At 32.9% G+C, this 18,215-nt stretch carries 14 protein-coding genes and 2 pseudogenes; 8 read left to right on the forward strand and 8 right to left on the reverse strand.

Annotated elements, in window-relative coordinates; genetic code table 11:
* Positions 1-484: 484 nt before the first annotated feature.
* The 4 genes and pseudogenes from GJV76_RS04370 to chrA form a co-directional block, all read right to left on the reverse strand.
* Positions 485-870 (reverse strand): annotated as a pseudogene (locus GJV76_RS04370) (RidA family protein); the annotation flags it as partial.
* Between the two features lie 90 nt (positions 871-960).
* A pseudogene (locus tag GJV76_RS04375) lies at positions 961-1,526 on the reverse strand (Crp/Fnr family transcriptional regulator).
* 59 nt (positions 1,527-1,585) lie between these two features.
* Entirely contained in the window at positions 1,586-2,539 is a 954-nt protein-coding gene (locus GJV76_RS04380) for an alpha/beta fold hydrolase (RefSeq protein WP_155091424.1), read from the reverse strand.
* A 238-nt stretch (positions 2,540-2,777) separates the two neighbouring features.
* Complete coding sequence (chrA, locus tag GJV76_RS04385) at positions 2,778-3,902, reverse strand: chromate efflux transporter (RefSeq protein WP_155091425.1); 1,125 nt, start codon at positions 3,900-3,902, stop codon at positions 2,778-2,780.
* Between the two features lie 416 nt (positions 3,903-4,318).
* Here chrA and GJV76_RS16070 point away from each other — a divergent pair, with 416 nt between their 5' ends.
* Both GJV76_RS16070 and GJV76_RS04390 read left to right on the forward strand, forming a co-directional pair.
* Complete coding sequence (locus tag GJV76_RS16070; RefSeq protein ID WP_258204373.1) at positions 4,319-4,453, forward strand: hypothetical protein; 135 nt, start codon at positions 4,319-4,321, stop codon at positions 4,451-4,453.
* A gap of 139 nt (positions 4,454-4,592) precedes the next feature.
* Positions 4,593-5,150, forward strand: coding sequence for a lipocalin family protein (locus tag GJV76_RS04390; RefSeq protein ID WP_155091426.1), 558 nt, complete (start codon positions 4,593-4,595; stop codon positions 5,148-5,150).
* Positions 5,151-5,200: 50 nt separating this feature from the next.
* Here the strand turns inward: GJV76_RS04390 and GJV76_RS04395 are convergent, their stop codons facing one another.
* The 3 genes from GJV76_RS04395 to GJV76_RS04405 all read right to left on the reverse strand — a co-directional run bounded on the left by GJV76_RS04395 (position 5,201) and on the right by GJV76_RS04405 (position 9,057).
* Complete coding sequence (locus tag GJV76_RS04395; RefSeq protein WP_155091427.1) at positions 5,201-5,632, reverse strand: DUF1801 domain-containing protein; 432 nt, start codon at positions 5,630-5,632, stop codon at positions 5,201-5,203.
* Positions 5,633-5,838: 206 nt separating this feature from the next.
* Entirely contained in the window at positions 5,839-6,837 is a 999-nt protein-coding gene (locus tag GJV76_RS04400) for an OmpA family protein (RefSeq protein ID WP_155091428.1), read from the reverse strand.
* Positions 6,838-6,999: 162 nt separating this feature from the next.
* Positions 7,000-9,057: a TonB-dependent siderophore receptor gene (locus tag GJV76_RS04405; protein WP_317162595.1), complete on the reverse strand. Its 2,058-nt coding sequence runs from the start codon at positions 9,055-9,057 to the stop codon at positions 7,000-7,002.
* A gap of 394 nt (positions 9,058-9,451) precedes the next feature.
* On the opposite strand from GJV76_RS04405, the gene GJV76_RS04410 reads away from it, so the two are divergent.
* Together GJV76_RS04410 and GJV76_RS04415 are read left to right on the forward strand one after the other, a co-directional pair.
* Positions 9,452-10,399, forward strand: coding sequence for a Dyp-type peroxidase (locus GJV76_RS04410; RefSeq protein ID WP_155091430.1), 948 nt, complete (start codon positions 9,452-9,454; stop codon positions 10,397-10,399).
* An 89-nt stretch (positions 10,400-10,488) separates the two neighbouring features.
* The gene (locus GJV76_RS04415) at positions 10,489-11,013 is read left to right on the forward strand and encodes a class IV adenylate cyclase (protein WP_155091431.1); all 525 of its coding nucleotides are present in this window, start codon (positions 10,489-10,491) and stop codon (positions 11,011-11,013) included.
* 39 nt (positions 11,014-11,052) lie between these two features.
* Here the strand turns inward: GJV76_RS04415 and GJV76_RS04420 are convergent, their stop codons facing one another.
* Entirely contained in the window at positions 11,053-11,736 is a 684-nt protein-coding gene (locus tag GJV76_RS04420) for a cell division ATP-binding protein FtsE (RefSeq protein WP_155091432.1), read from the reverse strand.
* A gap of 372 nt (positions 11,737-12,108) precedes the next feature.
* On the opposite strand from GJV76_RS04420, the gene GJV76_RS04425 reads away from it, so the two are divergent.
* The 4 genes from GJV76_RS04425 to GJV76_RS04440 all read left to right on the forward strand — a co-directional run bounded on the left by GJV76_RS04425 (position 12,109) and on the right by GJV76_RS04440 (position 18,073).
* Positions 12,109-12,453 (forward strand): CidA/LrgA family protein, encoded by a 345-nt coding sequence (locus GJV76_RS04425; RefSeq protein ID WP_155091433.1) that lies wholly within the window; start codon positions 12,109-12,111, stop codon positions 12,451-12,453.
* Entirely contained in the window at positions 12,450-13,148 is a 699-nt protein-coding gene (locus tag GJV76_RS04430) for an LrgB family protein (protein ID WP_155091434.1), read from the forward strand. Before GJV76_RS04425 ends, GJV76_RS04430 begins: the two co-directional genes overlap by 4 nt.
* Before the next feature lie 106 nt (positions 13,149-13,254).
* Positions 13,255-16,281 (forward strand): tetratricopeptide repeat protein, encoded by a 3,027-nt coding sequence (locus GJV76_RS04435; RefSeq protein ID WP_155091435.1) that lies wholly within the window; start codon positions 13,255-13,257, stop codon positions 16,279-16,281.
* Positions 16,282-16,303: 22 nt separating this feature from the next.
* Positions 16,304-18,073 carry a TonB-dependent receptor gene (locus GJV76_RS04440; RefSeq protein ID WP_155091436.1) on the forward strand — a complete coding sequence of 590 codons (1,770 nt, stop codon included), beginning with the start codon at positions 16,304-16,306 and terminating at the stop codon, positions 18,071-18,073.
* The last annotated feature ends 142 nt before the right edge of the window (positions 18,074-18,215 follow it).

The following is an 18,215-nucleotide window of genomic DNA, read 5'->3' on the forward strand; positions in this document are numbered from 1 at the left end:
TGCTTTTCTTTCTTGCAGAGGGCTGGAAAACTACTCTGAAGTCGCAAGTTTTTGATTGAAATGGTAGGTAGACTCAAAATATTGAGGGGTTTACGGATTTCTTCATATTGTATTAAAAAACTTTATTATTTTTACATGAGAAACTTTATTATTTAAAAATAATGAATTATATATTTAGCACTAATTCTACTGATCGTGTGTTGTGAGTAGAAAAAGTAGCCTTTATATTTGAACTAAAGTTACCTAAACTATATGATAAATGTAAAATCTCGTGTGTAATTTCTCACGAGGTAATGCATTTATTGATGCTTTTCAAAAAACAAGTATAGATGGTATATATGCTTGTGGTGATAATACCAGCGTATCGGCCGCAGTAGCGAATAGATCTTTGGCTGGGGCAACCATAGTTAAAGAACTTACTGAAGAGTTGTTCTGAAAAGATAAAGAGGGATTTTTTTTGAGATACCCTCTTTGTTAAAAAATATTTTACAACTGTAGCTTTAATTTCTACTGTTAGATTTTCAAATAATCCTTTTACATTAAGTACTGTTGTTGCTTGCTTGATTTTATGCTTAACAAGACATTCTTGTAAAATAGAAAAATGTTACATCAGTTCAGTGGTATAAATTGTATAGATATTTAATTTAACAATAACTTTAAGGGGATAATCTGCTGTTTTTATTACCTCTTCTAAGTTCTTAATAAAGAGTAGAAGCTGAGTTTTCATATCAGCATTACTTGAAATTCCATTAGCGTTGATGGCTACTTGACCAGAGCAGCATAAAGTACTTTGAACATTTTAATTTCTATTGCTTGAGCGTAGTTACGCTCAGATTGCCATTGCCAAGGGTTAATAGCTGTTTTAATCATTTTGCTTTCTTATTTAAGTTAAATAGCAAATTTGCTATTAAATGCTTAAATCAACAGTTGACCTATATCAGAAATAAAAAGTGAGGTAGATCACTTTAAATCTAATCGGCTTAGTGTTTCTCTAGAAACTCCAAGATAAGCAGCTAATAGAGATTTTGGAACGCGCTGCATAATACCAGGAAAGCGTTCTTGAAGTTCAAAGAATCGCTCTGTAATATTGTTTTCATCATGGATAAAATACGCTGCTGCCCTTCAATAAATCCCTTGTGCGTTTTATCTAAAAAGAATTCATTTATCATAGGAAGTTCTTTTCTTAGTCTATTATATCCTTCTAAATCCAAAGCATAGACCTGCGTATCTTCAATACAATCTAAACTTATACTTGCTAGATATTGGCTGTAGAATGCTTTTTGATCCGTTTCCCACTAGCCTTCCATTGCAAAGTCTACAATATGCTCTTTGGCATTATTGTCAGTATAAATAAGTTTTAATAGACCTGTATCAATAAAGAACAGATAGGGGGCAGGTTCTCCTTCTTGAATTAAAAATTGATGTCTTTTATATTTTTTAAACACAAAACAAGACAAGACAAAATCAAACTGCTTGTCTGTTATAAAGATTACTTGTTCTATTGGTTTCTTAAGAGTATTATTTATGTGATTTACTTTAGGTAAAGATATAAGCTCTGGTACATTAAAGATATATAAGTATATAATTATAGTTGTTCTAAATGTTTACTAATCAAATCAGCAGTTTGTTTGGGATGAGAAATAAGTCCTCCATGACCTGCACCTTGAATAGTCTGTAATTCTATTGAATTAACTTTCTGTTTTATTGTTTTTGCTACAGCTGGATATACTAAGATAGAATCTGAGCCTGTAATAAGTGTTATTCTACCACTAAATTGATTAAGGTTTTCGGGTTTTATATTTAATCTTTCAGGATCATTGGCTTGATCAAGCCAAGTAGTGTAACTAGCTGTCATTGTATTTCTGGCTCTTTGATCAAAAACAGAATACCAACTACCTTTTCCAAAGGCTACTTTTTCAATAAAATTAAAGGTTCCCTGTTCAATGTGTCCTTGTTCAAGTAAAGTTTTACTTTTTTGCATTTCACTTTGAACCTCTGATAAAATTTGTTTGTATTGAGTTTGTCCTTTAAGCATTCCAAAAATAGGAGGTTCATATAAAACAATGCTCTCAACTCTATCAGCGTGATTATTAGTAAGTTCAATTGTGATATTTGCTCCATAAGAATGTCCAATAAAATGAGCTTTCTCAATCTGCAAAGCATCGAGTAGGGAGACGGCATCTTGGACATCCATTGATATTGTACCTTGTTCTTTATCTAAAGAAGAAGCACTATGTCCTCTTCTATCATATAAAATAATGGGGTTAGTAGTAGTTTTAATTAACTCTTCTGCTACTGGTAGCCAAGAATTATGATCATCCCACGAACCATGAATAAAGACAATTGGTATACCTTGACCTTTTTTATAGCGTATAGCTAAATCAACATCACTTTTATTGATAAGATAAAGAGGCGTATTTTCAATTGTAAAATACTCAAGTTCTGTTTTTGAAGTAGTTTGAGCAAATACATCAATAGAAAATAACTCAAATAGTAATAAGAATATTATCCCTGTTTTTTTATATGAAAATTGTTTCATGTTTTTACATTATTTATTAAGTCTAAATATACTTAAAATGATTTAAGAAAAAAAATGCAACCATTATTTGACTATGTTTTTGGTGAGAAGAAGTATTAATTTCTTTAGCTATATCATTGATAAAGCGTTTTTCTTCTTCTTATAAGTAATCTTTCATCATTGAGGTGAAATCTTAGGTGGACGAAGTAGATTCAAATCCTGTGTATCTAGAATTATAAGAAAAATGAAAAGTTAAAAGTTAAAAGAGAATATAACCCAATAATGCCCCACCTAAAACAATAAAAGCACTATTTACTTTTTTAAATTTAAAAACCACTATACAACTTAGAAGAGCAATAACAAGGGGTTGCCAGCTAATTAAAGTATCTCTAGTCATCAATACACAAACGGCGATAATCAAAGCCACAGAAGCAACATTAACTGCATCTAAAAAGACAGATAATCCTTTTGAATTGCGCAGTTTTTTCATCATCGGATTGATTAAAGCTACTAGAACAAACGAAGGTAAAAAAATCGCTAAGGTTGATAAAAGAGCTCCTGATAAATCATTAATTTGATAACCAATAAAAGTAACAGAAGAGAAAACTGGTCCAGGGGTGAATTGCCCTACAGCTATAGCATCCATCAGTTGTTCTCTTGTTAGTAATCCTGTTTGAACTAGTTCTGTATCTAAAAAGGCAAATAGAACATAACCACTACCATAAAGTATAGCCCCGATTTTGAGAAAAATCCAAAATAGCTGCCGATTGGTTGTGTTGAAAAACGTACTTTGTATGCTAAGTAACAAAGGTAGTAGTATAAAACTTTGTAAAGTATTTTGCCTTATAATATTTATATAAAACAAAGCATAGGCTAAAATTCCAGCCCCAAACAATAAAATGATTTCATTAACACCTAGTAAAGAGGCTGTTAGAACGATTAATCCTAAAAAGGCTAAAAAGGAGGAGGTTATTGATTTTTTAGCTAGAGGAAAAACAGCTCCAAGCATAATGGCTATAATTGCGGGTTTAATTCCGTATATTAAAGGTTGTATATGTGGTAATTGTCCATATAGTTTATAAAAATAGGCGAGTACACCCGTTAGAGAAACAGCAGGAAGAATAAAACACAGCCCTGCAATTATAAGGCCTTTCCAACCCGCTTTGTCATAGCCAATATGAATGGCCATTTCTGTACTGTTAGGACCAGGGATTAAATTGGTAGCCCCTAGTAGATCTAAGAAGTGTTGTTCATTCATCCACTTTCTTTGTACAACGACTTCCTCTCTCATCATTGCAATATGAGCAGCAGGACCGCCAAAACCAATAAATCCCAGTTTTGTAAATACTATGGCTATTTCTTTTAAGCTTACTTTTTCTGACATATTGCTTTCTAATTTTAGTCTTTACTACAATCGACGTATTCTAAGTTATTAAGTTGTATGAATTGGTATAAAACTAATGATAATCTAATAACCAAGGGTTATGTGAATATTAATTATAGACTTGCTTTTGAACTTGTACTTTTTGTATGTAAAAAGAAACGTGCTCTCTTTACTAAAGTAATTGGTTTTAAAAGGAGATTAGATAATAATCTGTTGCTTATCTGTATTTATGAGATATATAACAACTATATTTTTAATTTCAAATAACAGTAATTCTGAATCTTGATTTAAAAACTATTATAGTTTATGCTTACGTGAAAATCTCTTTTTTAATTAAATTCCCTAAGAGAGTCATTTTTATTCTAAATTTGCCTATACATAGATAGTACTTATATTAAAAGTAATATGCGGTAGATATGGGAAGAAATACACCTGCCAATAGAAAGGCTGTAAAGGATAAGATAGATAAAAAGAAGAAGAAAGAGCAAGAGGCAGCTGTTAAGCGTAAAGCTCTTTTGAAAGAAATAGTAAATCAAATGAAAAATAAATAATCAGTCTATTAGTTTTATAAAACCAGAGAATTCTATGGTCCTTTATAAAAAGTATGTAGATCTTTTTATTTAAAGTTATTCTAAATAAAATAGTAGAATAGAAAGAATCTTTCTATTTTTGGGAGAAACTCAAAAAATCATGAAGAACAGTATTTTTCGCTTCGGTTTAATTCTTCTAACAATGGGAGCGATGCTATCTTGTAGTAGCACAGTAAAACCGGATAAGGCAACACCTATTACTAACTTTAAAGTGGATCACTACTTAGGTACCTGGTATGAAATCGCACGTTTTGACTTTCGCTTTGAAAAAGACTTAGATAATACTTCGGCACAATATAGTCTAAATGAGGATGGGAGTATTAAGGTCCTCAATAGTGGATTTAACTATGTTGAGAAACAGTGGAAAAAAGCAGATGGGAAAGCAAAGTTTAGAGAAGATGAAAGCACTGCAGCACTTAAAGTAAGTTTCTTTGGTCCTTTTTATTCTGGTTATAACGTCATTGCTTTAGATGAAGATTATAAATATGCTTTAATTGCAGGAAAGAATCTTGATTATCTTTGGATTCTCTCAAGGGAAAAAACTTTACCTGAAGATGTGAAAGTAAAGTATTTAGAAATTGCAAAAGAAGTTGGATATGATACTTCTCGTTTGATATGGGTAAAACACGATAAGAGTGATAATCCCTATTTAAAATAATACAAATAAGCCCTCTAAAATAATTATGAGGGCTTATTTTTTTATAGTATTTATATTGAAGTCACTTTGTAATGCTCTTTTACAAAAAGGATAGATTCCTTACATAAAATCTCTAAAGCGGCTAAGTTAATATCTGTTATTTTGCTTATATAGATGCACGCTTTTCCCATCTTGTATTTGCCTAAATCTACTAAGGCCATTCTACTTTTTTCGGTATCAGAGAAGACGTAGAGAGAAAATTTATCTTTGCGCGGAGAGAATCCCAAAATGGGAGCATCACCTTCATGGCCACTTGCATATTGATAATGATAATTGCCAAAACCTATAATGGTAGGGCCCCACATTCTCGGCTGATAACCAGACCAATGTTGAAATAATCTAATCAATTCTAGAGAATCTTCTTTCTTTTGTTGATTTTCTACATAGGAGTCTATAAATGTAGATACCTCTTGATCCGTATAAGTAGTTTTATTCTTTGCCATTGACACACTGAATTAAAAAATTAAAATAAGTATTTATATTGAATAAATAGCCAAAGACAACAAAAAAGGTGTCTTACAAGACACCTTATATGGTTTGTACATAAATGCTAACTTATAATCAGACAGGAGTGAAGTACTCGTTGTTTCTAACTTAAGTAATCGAATTAAGACAAGGCAATTCTTCTTTTGGTTTAACTCATTTTACCTTATTCTATCCTTACAAGTTCAACCCTGCGATTCTTAGCCTTATTGCTTTCAGAATCATTTGCAACTAAAGGATGTTCAGCACCAAATCCTTTTGCCAGCAAACGAGCTTTATCAACCTTGTAATTAATCAAGCTATTCATCACAGCATTTGCACGATCGGTAGAAAGCTTTTTATTGTTAATACCGTCGCCTGTGTTATCTGTGTGACCTTCAATAGAAATTCTTAAAGTAAGGTCTTTACTTAAGGCAGTTGCTATTTCAGCAACAATCTTTTGTCCTTCCTCAGTAATTGTAGATTTATCAATATCAAAGTTGATATAAAGAATAGATTTTCCCTTTTCAATTAAATCTTTTGCTATTTCGTCGGCCGTAATCTTAGTAATGGTCTGTTGTAAAGCTTCTTGTTGTACTATGTTAAGTTTACCACCAGCATTATTAGCTGTATACTGAACGTAGATGTTACCTTGTTGCTCAGAACGGATGACAAATACTTGTATTATTTCTCCTGGATATCCAATATCTCCATCTGCTCCTTTATTTGGATCTTGTTTGTGATAACTGTTGTATTGTTCCTGTGTTATTTCTCCATTGAATACTTTTACACCACCAATCGAAACTAAGTAATCTTCTATACTTTTTTCAAAGTAGCGTTGTGAGAATTCCTCTCCAGGGACAGCAGTTACATTTGTCTTAAACAGTTTTCCTTCAATAGGTGTTATTATTCCATCAATAGGGAAGTAGCAAACATCAAAGTTCTTCTGTAACGGTTTATTTAACTCTTGTAACCCTTTTGGTAAAGTAAAGAAAGGGAAGGTTCCCAAGTCAGCTTGGCTAAATTTAATATCTTCAATGTTAAACTTAGTAGGTGTTTGCTCTAACTTATCTGTACTATTTGATTGTTGTTCCATCGGAATATCTTGAGTCTGTACATTGTTTTTTTTCTCTCCACAAGCGATGATAAGACAAGAGCAAGCTAATATTAAAGTTGTTTTTTTCATTCTTTAGTTATAAATGGTTATCGTTATTTACTGATTTTTTAAACTGTACTAAGTTCAGAAAAAAAATAATAGCTAAGATATACTCAAGCTAAATAGTATATAAATAATAAACAATATGCGTATGTGTCAATAAGTAATGGTTATATAGAGTACTTGTTACAACTATAGGCTGTAACTTAATGACAGTGAAAGTGAACGACTTTTTTGTGGGTTCACAGTACCACTACCAGTGAAATACTTGCGATTAGTCAAATTATCTATTTTAAAAATAAATGATAAGTTGTTAATATCATACCCAATGGCTGTGTTCAATACAGTATAACTTGGCAAGGTAAACACGCCGATTGTCGATCTATTCAAGGTATTAAAACTACTTGTAGAATAAACACCAAAGCCCAAGCTTAAATTCTTCAATACTCCCGTTTGCAATTTGTAATTAGTCCATAAATGAAACGAATTGGCTGGTCCGGCTTCTTCGGGTCTTCTTCCTAAGATTCCATCATCTTCTGCAATTGAACGTGTTACTTTGTTGTAGTTGTGACTAAATCCTGAGATGAAATCCCAACCAGGAACTAATTGACCAGATACAGAAAGTTCAAGCCCCTTGCTTTTTACTTTTCCTCCTTGTTTTAACCCATCTAAAGTATTGAGATCAGACATTAACTTATTGGTAACTGTAATGTCATAGTAAGATATACTAGCGTCTAATTTTCCGTCAAATAGCTTGACTTTTGTACCAATCTCAAATTGATTGGCCTGCTCGGGGTCAAAGGGTTTGATAGACTTAGTCGTCCCATCGTCGTTTGATGTTACTGCAGGGTCTAAGTATAGAAATCCATTTAAGTAATTAGCAAAAAAGGCCCATTTATCTTTAATGGGTTGATAAACCAAACCAAACTTTGGAGAAAGTGTAGTTTGATAATTGCTTTGCTTTCCGAAAGAAGAGCTATTTCCTTTAAGGTGATCTATCCTAAGGCTTAACATCAAAGATAAATTTGGTGAAAACGCAGTTACATTTGATATGTATGCTCCATAAGTTTGTGTTTTCGCCACATTATGTGTTGTGTTGATATCTGCTAATGCTTGATCAATTTCTGACTTATTCATCTCGGCAGTATCAGATTGGTGTTTAAGGGAAATAATACCATAGTCAATTAAATCTCCGTCGTAACTATCAAATTTCTTTGATAGATAATCTAATCCAAACAAAATAGTATTATTGAAATTTCCTATTCTAAATTTTCCTGTAAGGTTATGTTGAAGGCTTATGACATCGGTTTTTGAATTAACTTTAGACAAGAACCTTAGGAACTCATCGCCATTGTTTAAATCACTGAATAACTGATCGTATCCTCTGCTACGAGTATTGTTAATACTAATCAGTGTATTGGAAGTCCAATTTTGTGCAATCTGATACTCAAGTCTAACCTGACTGGTCAATGTAGGGTTCTTAATCGATAAGTCATTTATAGTATATGAGTTCTTATAATTGTCTTTGAATAGATCAATTCGATCAAACGACATCATCTCATTCCTCGAGAGAAAGTACATAGGAGCATGAGCTGACTCAGCCGCTTTATATTGAAAATCAACAAATAACTTCAGATTCTCAAGCAGTGAAAACTTCACAGATGGAGCTACAAAAATAGATTCTTTGAATCCCGCATCTTGAAATGAATTTTCCTTGTGATATGCCGCGTTTATTCGAAAAGAAATTTTTGACGACAAGGGGGAATTGACATCAATAGCAAAGCGGTTCAGATTATTTGATCCTGTGATATAATTCACATTAGCATTGAATGTGTCGTGTGGTTTCTTTGTAATCACGTTAATTAAACCACCATAGGAAACAGCATTTCCTCCGTAGAGTGTTCCATTAGGTCCTTTGACAACTTCAATCTGTTCAATATTGGCTATATCAAGAGTTGCATTTGTATAACTTGGTAAACCGTTTAAAAGGTTAGGTTGAAGTGCGAAACCTCTCAAGGTATAGTATTCTCCTCCTTGAATACCCAATCCAGTCGATTCCCATGAACGTTGTAAACCCGTTGCATTTTTAAGAATGTCATGTATGTTTGTAGATACTTGTGTTTCGAAAGTATGTTGCGTGATGACATCGTAAGATTGAGGTGTTTCTAAAAAGCTCAATGGCATTTTAGATGTGTTATGACTACTGTGATGTGTAGTTGTAATAACTACTTCATTGATTTTGTGATTCACTAAAGAATCATTTGATTGTGAATATGTGTAAGTAAAACAACCCAATGATAACGAAAGTAAAATATATTTCATCAGTAAAGTTAGTATTATTTCGACGCGTAAAGGTATATGAATTAAAGTATTATAAAAATTGAGAATAAATATTTAACATTATTTATAATATGTGATTTTAATACCAGTAATCAAGAGATTAAAAATACATTTTGTAATTGTATGAAAATAATCTTTACATACAGTTGATTGTAAGTGATTGTTTTTTTTGAATTTACTTTAGCTAATCACGATGTCCCTTTTGTTTAGTTTGTGTATATCAATTTTAAATTACTTTGATAATCCTTGTATTCTTCGCTATTATAGAGGAAATCACTACCTTTAGTATAACTAAAATTTTAATATGAAAAGAGCAGATTTTACACCGCAAAATGTTACAGATTCACCAAATGTAAATACTATTTTTAGCATTTGGGTATTTAAAGATAATATTGATATTAAGCATAGTTTTGAGCGTGTTTGCGCTTTAGTTGAGAATTTTAATAACTCTTTTCGCACCAGATTGCCAAATACAGAGGCAAGTTGTGTGATGGGGATTGGGTATGAAGCTTGGTTAAAGTTAGATATGCCAATGCCAATGCCTTTAGAATTAAAAACATTTAATGAGATTAAAGGACCAAAGCACACAGCTGTTTCTACACCAGGTGACTTGCATTTTCACTTGCGTTCTACTACTATGGGAGCTTGTTTTGATATGTCTATGGCTTTGTCAGAAGTCTTGATTGAGATTGCTGACTGCATAGACGAAGTACAGGCATTTAGATATTGGGATGGTCGTTCTGTAATTGGCTTTGTAGACGGTACAGAGAATCCACAAGGACAAGACAGAGAACACTATGCTATGGTGGGAGAGGAGTCTGATCTCTACCAAGGTGGTAGTTACCTGTTTGTGCAAAAATACTTGCACAATATGAAAAGTTGGAATAGTACCTCGGTAGAAGAGCAAGAGAGAGTGATAGGTAGATATAAAATGTCAGACATCGAGATGCCAGATGACATTAAGCCAAGTAATTCACATACAGCATTAACTAATATTGAAGATGAAGATGGTAATGAGTTAAAGATTATTCGTGATAATTTGCCATTTGGAAATGCCTCTAAGGGAGAAATTGGAACCTATTTTATTTCTTATGCCAATAGATTTAGTACTACTGAGAAGATGTTGGAGAATATGTTCATTGGGGATCCTGTAGGTAATTATGATCGTTTATTAGATTTTAGTACAGCTGTTTCTGGCTCATTGTACTTTGTACCAACCTTGGATATGCTTGGTGATTATTCAGCTGATTAATGCGCCATAGTCTAATGGAATTAAACTAAAATTAAAAATATTATAATTGTTTTTTCGTCCTTAAATTGCCTATCTGAACAAAAGTAGTTATGGAAGTAAAGAATATTGAATTTAAAGCCAAAGTAGAAAATTTAGATAGGCTTATAGCTATTGCTGAGTTGTCTAATATTAAGTTAGAGGGATCATATAAGCAGGTTGACACCTATTATGATGTTCCGAAAGGAAGAGTGAAGTTACGCGAGTATGGGAATTTTAGTTCCTTAATCTACTATAATAGAGAAAATACTAAAGCAGTAAAGCAATCTGATGTAATCTATTATCAGCATGCGCCCAATCAGGCTTTATCTGCAATATTAGAACTACAGTTTGGCGTTAAAGTACGCGTGTCAAAAGTGAGGAAAATCTACAAGGTTGACAATGTAAGTATTCACTTTGACCAGGTTGATGGATTGGGATGCTTTGTTGAAGTAGAAGCTTGTAGTGAAGAAAATAATAAAACAGTGGAAGATCTCCAAAAACAATGTGATTACTTTTTTAATCTTTTTAAATTAACTCAAGCAGATTTAATAGAGCAATCCTATAGTGATTTAGTTCTATCATTACAATTACAATAAAACAACAAAGGCTTTAGATTACTAAAGCCTTTGTTGTTTTTATGTTGTTTTATATACTACTTCGAATAGTGTTCCATCATCGCATTTCAGTGTTTTATAGGGATACTTTAACAGTAGAGCATAATCGTGAGTTACCATTATGATTGTCTTGCCATTAGCATTGATCTCCTTGAGTAGCTCCATTACTTCTACACTGGTTTGTGGATCTAAATTACCAGTAGGTTCATCGGCAAGGATTAAATCAGGATCATTTAAAAGTGCACGTGCTATAGCTATTCTCTGTTGTTCTCCTCCAGATAATTGATGAGGCATCTTTTGTATATGCGTACGCATACCTACTTTGTCAAGTACTTCTTCAATTTTGCGGTCAATAGCCTCTTTCTCTGTCCACCCTGTTGCCTTTAGGGCAAAGTGTAAATTTCCATATACTGTTCTATCTGGAAGTAATTTGAAGTCTTGAAATACAATTCCTAACGAACGTCGTAAGTAGGGAATATCTTTTTCTCTTAATTGTCTTAAATCATATTCAACAATAGTTCCATGGCCTTCTGTTAAAGGTAAGTCAGCATAAAGCGTTTTCATAAAACTACTTTTTCCAGCTCCGGTCTTACCAATAATATAAATGAACTCTCCTTGCTTAACTTGTAAGTTAACATTGGATAGTACTTTGTGCTTATTTTGAAATATATCTACACCCTGTAAGGATAATACTGTACGAGCCATAATCACATCTAATTTTGTGTAAAAATAGCAAGTTAAATGTTTTTTACATAATAACTAAGAAAAAAGAATTGCAATAGGCTATAAGAATAATACAATAAAAAAAAACACTTTCTCTGAAAGTGCTTTCTCAACTAACCAAAAACAATAATAAAATGGGTTTATTCTTATAGACTTTATTTACTTATTTAATACTGTAAAAGTATGCTTATAATATTACCTGTGTGTTAATTAGAGGTTATCAAATCAATAAGAAATCACTTTCTAATATGGAGTAATATGAAGATTCTAAAGTGTTAAAAAAATGAATTAAATCGAAAAATGAGTTCTTGAGTTGTTATTGTTTAGTAATTTTGTAACAAATTAATTTGAAAAATGAACTTAATAAAACAGGTTGCGATTATCATAGGCTGTCTCGCATTCGGTGAACTACTTATCTATCTTACAGGTATCAAATTACCTTCAAGTATCATAGGCCTAATCTTATTGTGGACTCTTTTAAAAATTGGATGGGTTAAGGTCGAGTCCATCAGTGGGTTTACAGATTTTCTAATTAAAAATATGGGAATATTCTTTGTACCTCCTTGTGTAGCGATGCTCAACTACTTTGGCATTTTAAGCGAATCTATTATCCCGATTATCATAGCTACACTTGTCAGTACAGCTCTTGTTATTTTTGTCACTGGATTAAGTCACCAATTTTTAAGAAGAAAAAGATGAAATTTCTTACAGACCCAACATTTTTACTGTTTTTAACTTTGGCTTTTTATAGCTTAGGTATTTTTTTGACAAGTAAAAAAAAGTGGATTGTTTTCAATCCTATTATTTTATCGACTACTATTTTGATCTGTTATTTACTGATCTTAAAAATACCTTACGAAAAGTATAGTATTGCAGGACATTATATAGACTTTTTTTTGAAGCCCTCTATTGTGGCTCTTGCCGTTCCTCTTTATCTTCAATGGGACAAGATTAAAAAACAATTATTTGCTATTTTATGTAGTCAGTTATTAGGCTGCATTGTCGGAGTAGTATCTGTTGTTTTTCTCGCAAAATGGACTGGTGCTGATAAGGAAATTATTTTGTCATTGGCTCCAAAATCTGTAAGTACTCCCATTGCTTTAGAAATTTCAAACACAGTGAATGGTATTCCTTCTATTACTGCCGCATCTGTAATGATCGCTGGTATTTTTGGAAGTATGATAGGCTTTAAGTTTCTCAATATGTCGCGTATTAGTAATCCTATGTCCCAGGGAATTGCCATGGGAACCTCCTCTCATGCGTTAGGAACAATGAAAGCAATGGAAATTAGTAATAAGTACGGTGCTTTTGCCAGTGTTGGAATGATTTTTAATGGTATTTTGACTGCTTTTTTAGCTCCAATTATTCTAACTTGGTTAGATTCATATCTTTAATGAGAAAAACTTTTTGTTAATAGTGATAAATGGCGCAATATATTGCCGAAAAATATGTTTTAATTACTATAATAGATATATTTGGCAATAAATAAAACAGACTCAAATGCGCAAAAATATTAGATTAGCATATTTGGCTTTAGCTCTTGGAGCTGTTACAGCAAATGCTCAACAAACACAAAGATATACAAATGAATTTACTGAGTTTAAGCATGCTGTTAATTTATACAATGAGGAGCAATATTTAGCCGCTCAACTTTTATTTCAAAAAGTAAAAACTTCACAACAAGCCTTGAATACTGAAATTGAGGCAGATTGTGCTTATTATATCGCCAATTGTGCGATTCGATTAAATCAAAGCAATGCAGAACAAAAAATAGATGACTTTGTAAGTAAATATCCTACCAGTGCTAAACAACATCAAGCTTATCTTGATGTGACTGATTATTATTTCAATAAAGGGGATTACCGAAAAGCGCTACACTATGCTACTAAGATTAAGAAACCTTCTTATGTAGGTGCCTTGAATGAAGATAAATTTAACTTCCAAAAGGGATATTCTTTCTTTTATGTCAAGAATGTCAAAGAGGCTAAACGCGCCTTGAGACAAGTTAGACCTGGTAATGAGTGGGGAGATCAAGCTGCTTATTATTTAGGTTATATGGCGTATGACTCGAACAATGTGGAAGACGCTGAAAAGCTATTCGAAATGGTAGGAGATAAGTCTAAGTACCAAGACCGCATTGGGTATTATCGTGCAGATATGAACTTCAAGTCAGGAAATTTTGAGAAAGCTATTTCGGAAGGTCTTGCTCAAATAGAAAAGACAGAAGAAGAATCAGAAAAATCTGAGCTACAAAAAATGGTAGGAGAGAGTTTTTTCAATGTTGGACAATTTGAAAAAGCTTTGCCTTATCTTGTAGAATACAAAGGTAAAGAAGGTAAGTGGAGTAATACAGATTACTACCAACTGGGATATACTTACTACAAACAAAAGGATTACGAAAAAGCAATAGAGCAGTTTAATAAAATTATTTCGGGGAACGACCCTGTAGCTCAGAATGCTTATTATCACTTGGGTGAAAGTTACCTACATACGCACAAGAAAACCCAAGCTCTGAATGCCTTTAAGAATGCCTCTGAAATGAGCTTTAATAAGGATATTCAGGAGGATGCATTTCTGAATTATGCCAAGTTGAGTTATGAAATTGGAAACGCCTTTGAAAGTGCTCCGTCTGTTTTAAACTCTTTTATGTTGAAATATCCAAATTCACCGCATAAAGAGGAAATAGAGGGTCTATTGATTGATTCTTATATAACATCCAAGAACTATAAAGATGCTTTGAATATATTGGAGAATAGCCATTCAAAAGGCAATGCAGAAGTATATCAAAAAGTGTTGCTATATAGAGGTTTAGAGTTATTTTCAAATAGCGATTATACTCAAGCTTTGGAGTTGTTTAGTCGTGCCAGTAGTGAAGACCAGGACTTTAAGGTTACTGCAAAGGCATTGTACTGGAAAGCAGAGTCTATGTTCGCTCTTGATAAGTTTAATCAAGCCATTGACGCTTACGATGATTTTAAAAATAGTCAAGGAGCCTCAAGTGTAGAAGAATTTAAAAACGTGGATTACAATATTGGATATACTTATTTTAAGATAAAGGAATATCAGAGTGCAATTTCGTTCTTCAATTCATTTGTTTCTCAATCTTCTATTGATGCTACTCGTAAATATGATGCTTATTTACGCATCGGGGATTGCAATTTTGTATTAGGTAAATATTGGCCAGCAATGGACGCATATAATGTTGTCATTGATGCCAATCAACAAGATATAGAGTATGCTAAGTTTCAAAAAGCGATATCGTATGGTTTTGTCGATCGTACACAGAAGAAGGTAGATGATTTATTGGCTTTTGTCAAAGATCACCCTTTGTCAACTTTAGCAGATAAAGCACAGTATGAACTTGGAGTTGGTTATGATGTATTGAATCAAAAAGAAAAAGCTTTACAAGCTTATGATAAATTAATTTTAGATTTCCCTTCTTCCATTTTCAAAAGTAGAGCGATGTTGCGTCAAGGGTTGATCTATTATAGTCAAGGCAAAGCAGATATAGCATTGTCTAAGTTTAAACAAGTTGTATCAAGTGCTCCCAATACGCCAGAGGCGGTCGAGGCGGTTCAAAATGCTCGCTTAGTTTATGTAGACAAAGGGCAAGTTGACCAATATGCAGCTTGGGTAAAAGGGCTTGACTTTATCTCTGTAAGTGAATCAGAGTTAGATAGCGACACTTTTGAGTCAGCAGAAAGACAATTTATCCAAAACAACAAACAGGAAGCTATCAAAGGTTATGAAAGTTATCTAAAAAACTATCCTAATGGACAAAAAGCACTCCAAGCACATTATTACTTGGCGCAAATGTACTTAGAGCAAAAGAACGAGGATAAAGCTGTGGCACATTACGAAAACTTGTTGAAGTTTGGAAAAAGTGAGTACTCCGAACTTGCTTTGGTTAGAACATCAGAGATTTACCTTAAACGAAAAGATCAAGCAAAATCAATAGAAAAATTATTGCAGTTAGACAAAGAAGCCGTTCAAGAACAAAACAAAATATTTGCATTGTCTAATTTGATGAAAGTATACTATAATCAAAAAGAGTATAGCAAAGCTTTGGCCAATGCTGAAAAAGTGTTGCAAAAAGGAGCATTAGATGCCAGAGTAAGCAGTGATGCAAAACTAATTATTGCACGTACAGCTTTTGCCACAGCAAATGAAGATAAAGCTAGGACTGCTTATCAAGATGTCTTAAAACAAGCAAAAGGAGAAGTAGCAGCTGAAGCTATGTATTATGATGCATATTTTAAAAATAAAGACGCAAAATATGAGGCATCTAATGAAGTAGTACAAAAGTTAGCCAAAGACTACTCATCATACAAGTATTACGGAGCAAAAGGTTTGTTGTTAATGGCTAAGAACTTCTACGCCTTGAATGATAGCTACCAAGCAACCTATATCTTAGAAAGCGTAGTGAAAAACTTTGGTGATTATGCTGATGTTAAAGCAGAAGCTTTACAAGAGTTAAATCTAATCAAACAAGAAGAAGCAAAACACAATTCTTCAATTGCTAACTAATTTTTGCTAAAGAAAGTCAACAATGAAAAATAGAAATATATATATAGCCGCAGCATCTGTAATTCTATGCTCAACAGTGGTGCAGGCACAAGATCAGAAGAAGCAGGATTTGGGAACAGAAGTAGTTAATGTAGTTAGAAACTACGACGCTACTGTGTCTGATGCCTCAAAGGTGAAAGATTTACCCGAAGCAAAACAGGAAGGTGATATGCAAAAGAAAAATGTCATCTATACGATTAACTCTTATCCAGTTGAATCTACGTTTGTCCCTGAAAAAGGAGAAGTAGCTGAAGTAGAAAAAACAAGTCCTTTAAAGGCCTATAATAACTACGCATTAGGTTCATTTGGAAACTACTCTAACTTAACAGGAGAAGTGTTCTTGAGTTATAAACTTGACAAAACAAGTTATATAGCAGGTTTTGCAAAACACGTTTCTTCACAAGGAGGAATAAAGGATTTGTTGTTAGATGATGCTTTTTCGAAGACAAGTGTAAGCGCTTTTTATGGCGGTCAGCTTAAAGGGTTTGCTTGGAATACTGAATTAGGAGGAAGCTATCAAATGAGTAATTGGTATGGTTTACCAACAGAAGAAGTTGCTTTCAACCGAGGAGATGTTACAGGGATAAAAGAAAGACAGCGTTATAAGGATATATTTGTCAATGCGAATTTAGAATTTGACAATTCACCTTTTAAGAATGTAGAAGTTAAGTACGATAGATTTTGGGATGATTTTTCTTCTGTAGAAAATAGATTTTCCATTAAACCCAATATTCAAACCAGAATTGGCTACTTATCGCATGCTCAATTAGGTGTAGTGTTAGACTATGTGAGTACAGAGTTTAAAGATCGATTTAACACAGGGGAAACCAATAAAAACACACATTTCAATATTGGTTTTGAACCTAACGTAATCTTTAAAGATGAAAATTACTTTTTACAAGTTGGTTTAGGTATTTACTATAATGATGGTAAAGTAAATAATAGTTCAGATAACAAGTTTTACGTTTATCCACAGATTAAAGGATCGTATAACTTGGTCAAAGATCTCTTAATTACGTATGCAGGTATAGAAGGTGGACTACAGCAGAACTCATTTAAGGAATTAGTGGGAGTAAATCCTTTCGTTGCACCAGATTTATTAATTACACCAACAGATAAAAAATACGATATATACGTAGGTTTAAGAGGAAAATTAGATCACAATATATCTTATAATGTCAAAGGATCTTATAAGAACGAATCTGATAAATTGCTTTTTGTTCATACGCCTTATTCAACAAATACGGCTAAAGTTGCCTATGGCTTAGGTAATTCATTTATGACAGAAGCTCAAAAGGTAAAGACTTTCAGTCTTTTTGGTGAATTAAAGTACGAGTTTAGTCAAGAGACTTCTATTGGGGCTTATGGACAGTGGAACAACTATGATACAAATGGCATAAAGCCGTGGAATCTCCCAAAGATGAAGTTTGGAGCTAATGTTGATGTAGCTTTCGATCCACAGTGGTATGCAAATGTTGACTTATATTATGTAGGTAAGCGATATGATGCATTTTCTATCTCGGATATCGATGCGAATATCGTCGGAGATATGGAAGCAATTCAAATGCAGCAAGTAAGAGAATTAGAAGGATATGTTGATTTGAATTTAAGTGTGGGTTACCGCATAACAAAGAATTGGACAGCTTTTGTCAAAGCCAATAATATTTTGAACGATAAATACGACAAATGGGATAATTTTCAAGTTCAAGGATTCCAAGTTATGGGTGGTGCAATCTACAAGTTTGATTTTTGAGAAAAAAAGCTTAAATAAAGTTTAAAATTTTACTATTTACTTTAAAATAGGCAATAAAACTGCGCATAATTATTTTTTTCATTCATAGAAAGACTTACTTTTGCGACTCAAACAACAATAATCATATTCCTTGTAAGGGAGG

The sequence above is a fragment of the Myroides albus genome, assembly GCF_009711045.1.
Classification (GTDB): Bacteria; Bacteroidota; Bacteroidia; order Flavobacteriales; family Flavobacteriaceae; genus Flavobacterium; species Flavobacterium album_A.

What these genes read in the sequence shown, in the direction of transcription:
- GJV76_RS04390 (WP_155091426.1), top strand. Translation starts at nt 4,593, where the DNA reads ATGAAGAACAGTATTTTTCGCTTCGGTTTAATTCTTCTAACAATGGGA.
- GJV76_RS04425 (WP_155091433.1), top strand. Translation starts at nt 12,109, where the DNA reads ATGAACTTAATAAAACAGGTTGCGATTATCATAGGCTGTCTCGCATTC.
- GJV76_RS16070 (WP_258204373.1), top strand. Translation starts at nt 4,319, where the DNA reads ATGGGAAGAAATACACCTGCCAATAGAAAGGCTGTAAAGGATAAGATA.
- GJV76_RS04440 (WP_155091436.1), top strand. Translation starts at nt 16,304, where the DNA reads ATGAAAAATAGAAATATATATATAGCCGCAGCATCTGTAATTCTATGC.
- GJV76_RS04400 (WP_155091428.1), bottom strand. Translation starts at nt 6,837, where the DNA reads ATGAAAAAAACAACTTTAATATTAGCTTGCTCTTGTCTTATCATCGCT.
- GJV76_RS04410 (WP_155091430.1), top strand. Translation starts at nt 9,452, where the DNA reads ATGAAAAGAGCAGATTTTACACCGCAAAATGTTACAGATTCACCAAAT.
- GJV76_RS04415 (WP_155091431.1), top strand. Translation starts at nt 10,489, where the DNA reads ATGGAAGTAAAGAATATTGAATTTAAAGCCAAAGTAGAAAATTTAGAT.
- GJV76_RS04420 (WP_155091432.1), bottom strand. Translation starts at nt 11,736, where the DNA reads ATGGCTCGTACAGTATTATCCTTACAGGGTGTAGATATATTTCAAAAT.
- chrA (WP_155091425.1), bottom strand. Translation starts at nt 3,902, where the DNA reads ATGTCAGAAAAAGTAAGCTTAAAAGAAATAGCCATAGTATTTACAAAA.
- GJV76_RS04395 (WP_155091427.1), bottom strand. Translation starts at nt 5,632, where the DNA reads ATGGCAAAGAATAAAACTACTTATACGGATCAAGAGGTATCTACATTT.
- GJV76_RS04380 (WP_155091424.1), bottom strand. Translation starts at nt 2,539, where the DNA reads ATGAAACAATTTTCATATAAAAAAACAGGGATAATATTCTTATTACTA.
- GJV76_RS04435 (WP_155091435.1), top strand. Translation starts at nt 13,255, where the DNA reads ATGCGCAAAAATATTAGATTAGCATATTTGGCTTTAGCTCTTGGAGCT.
- GJV76_RS04430 (WP_155091434.1), top strand. Translation starts at nt 12,450, where the DNA reads ATGAAATTTCTTACAGACCCAACATTTTTACTGTTTTTAACTTTGGCT.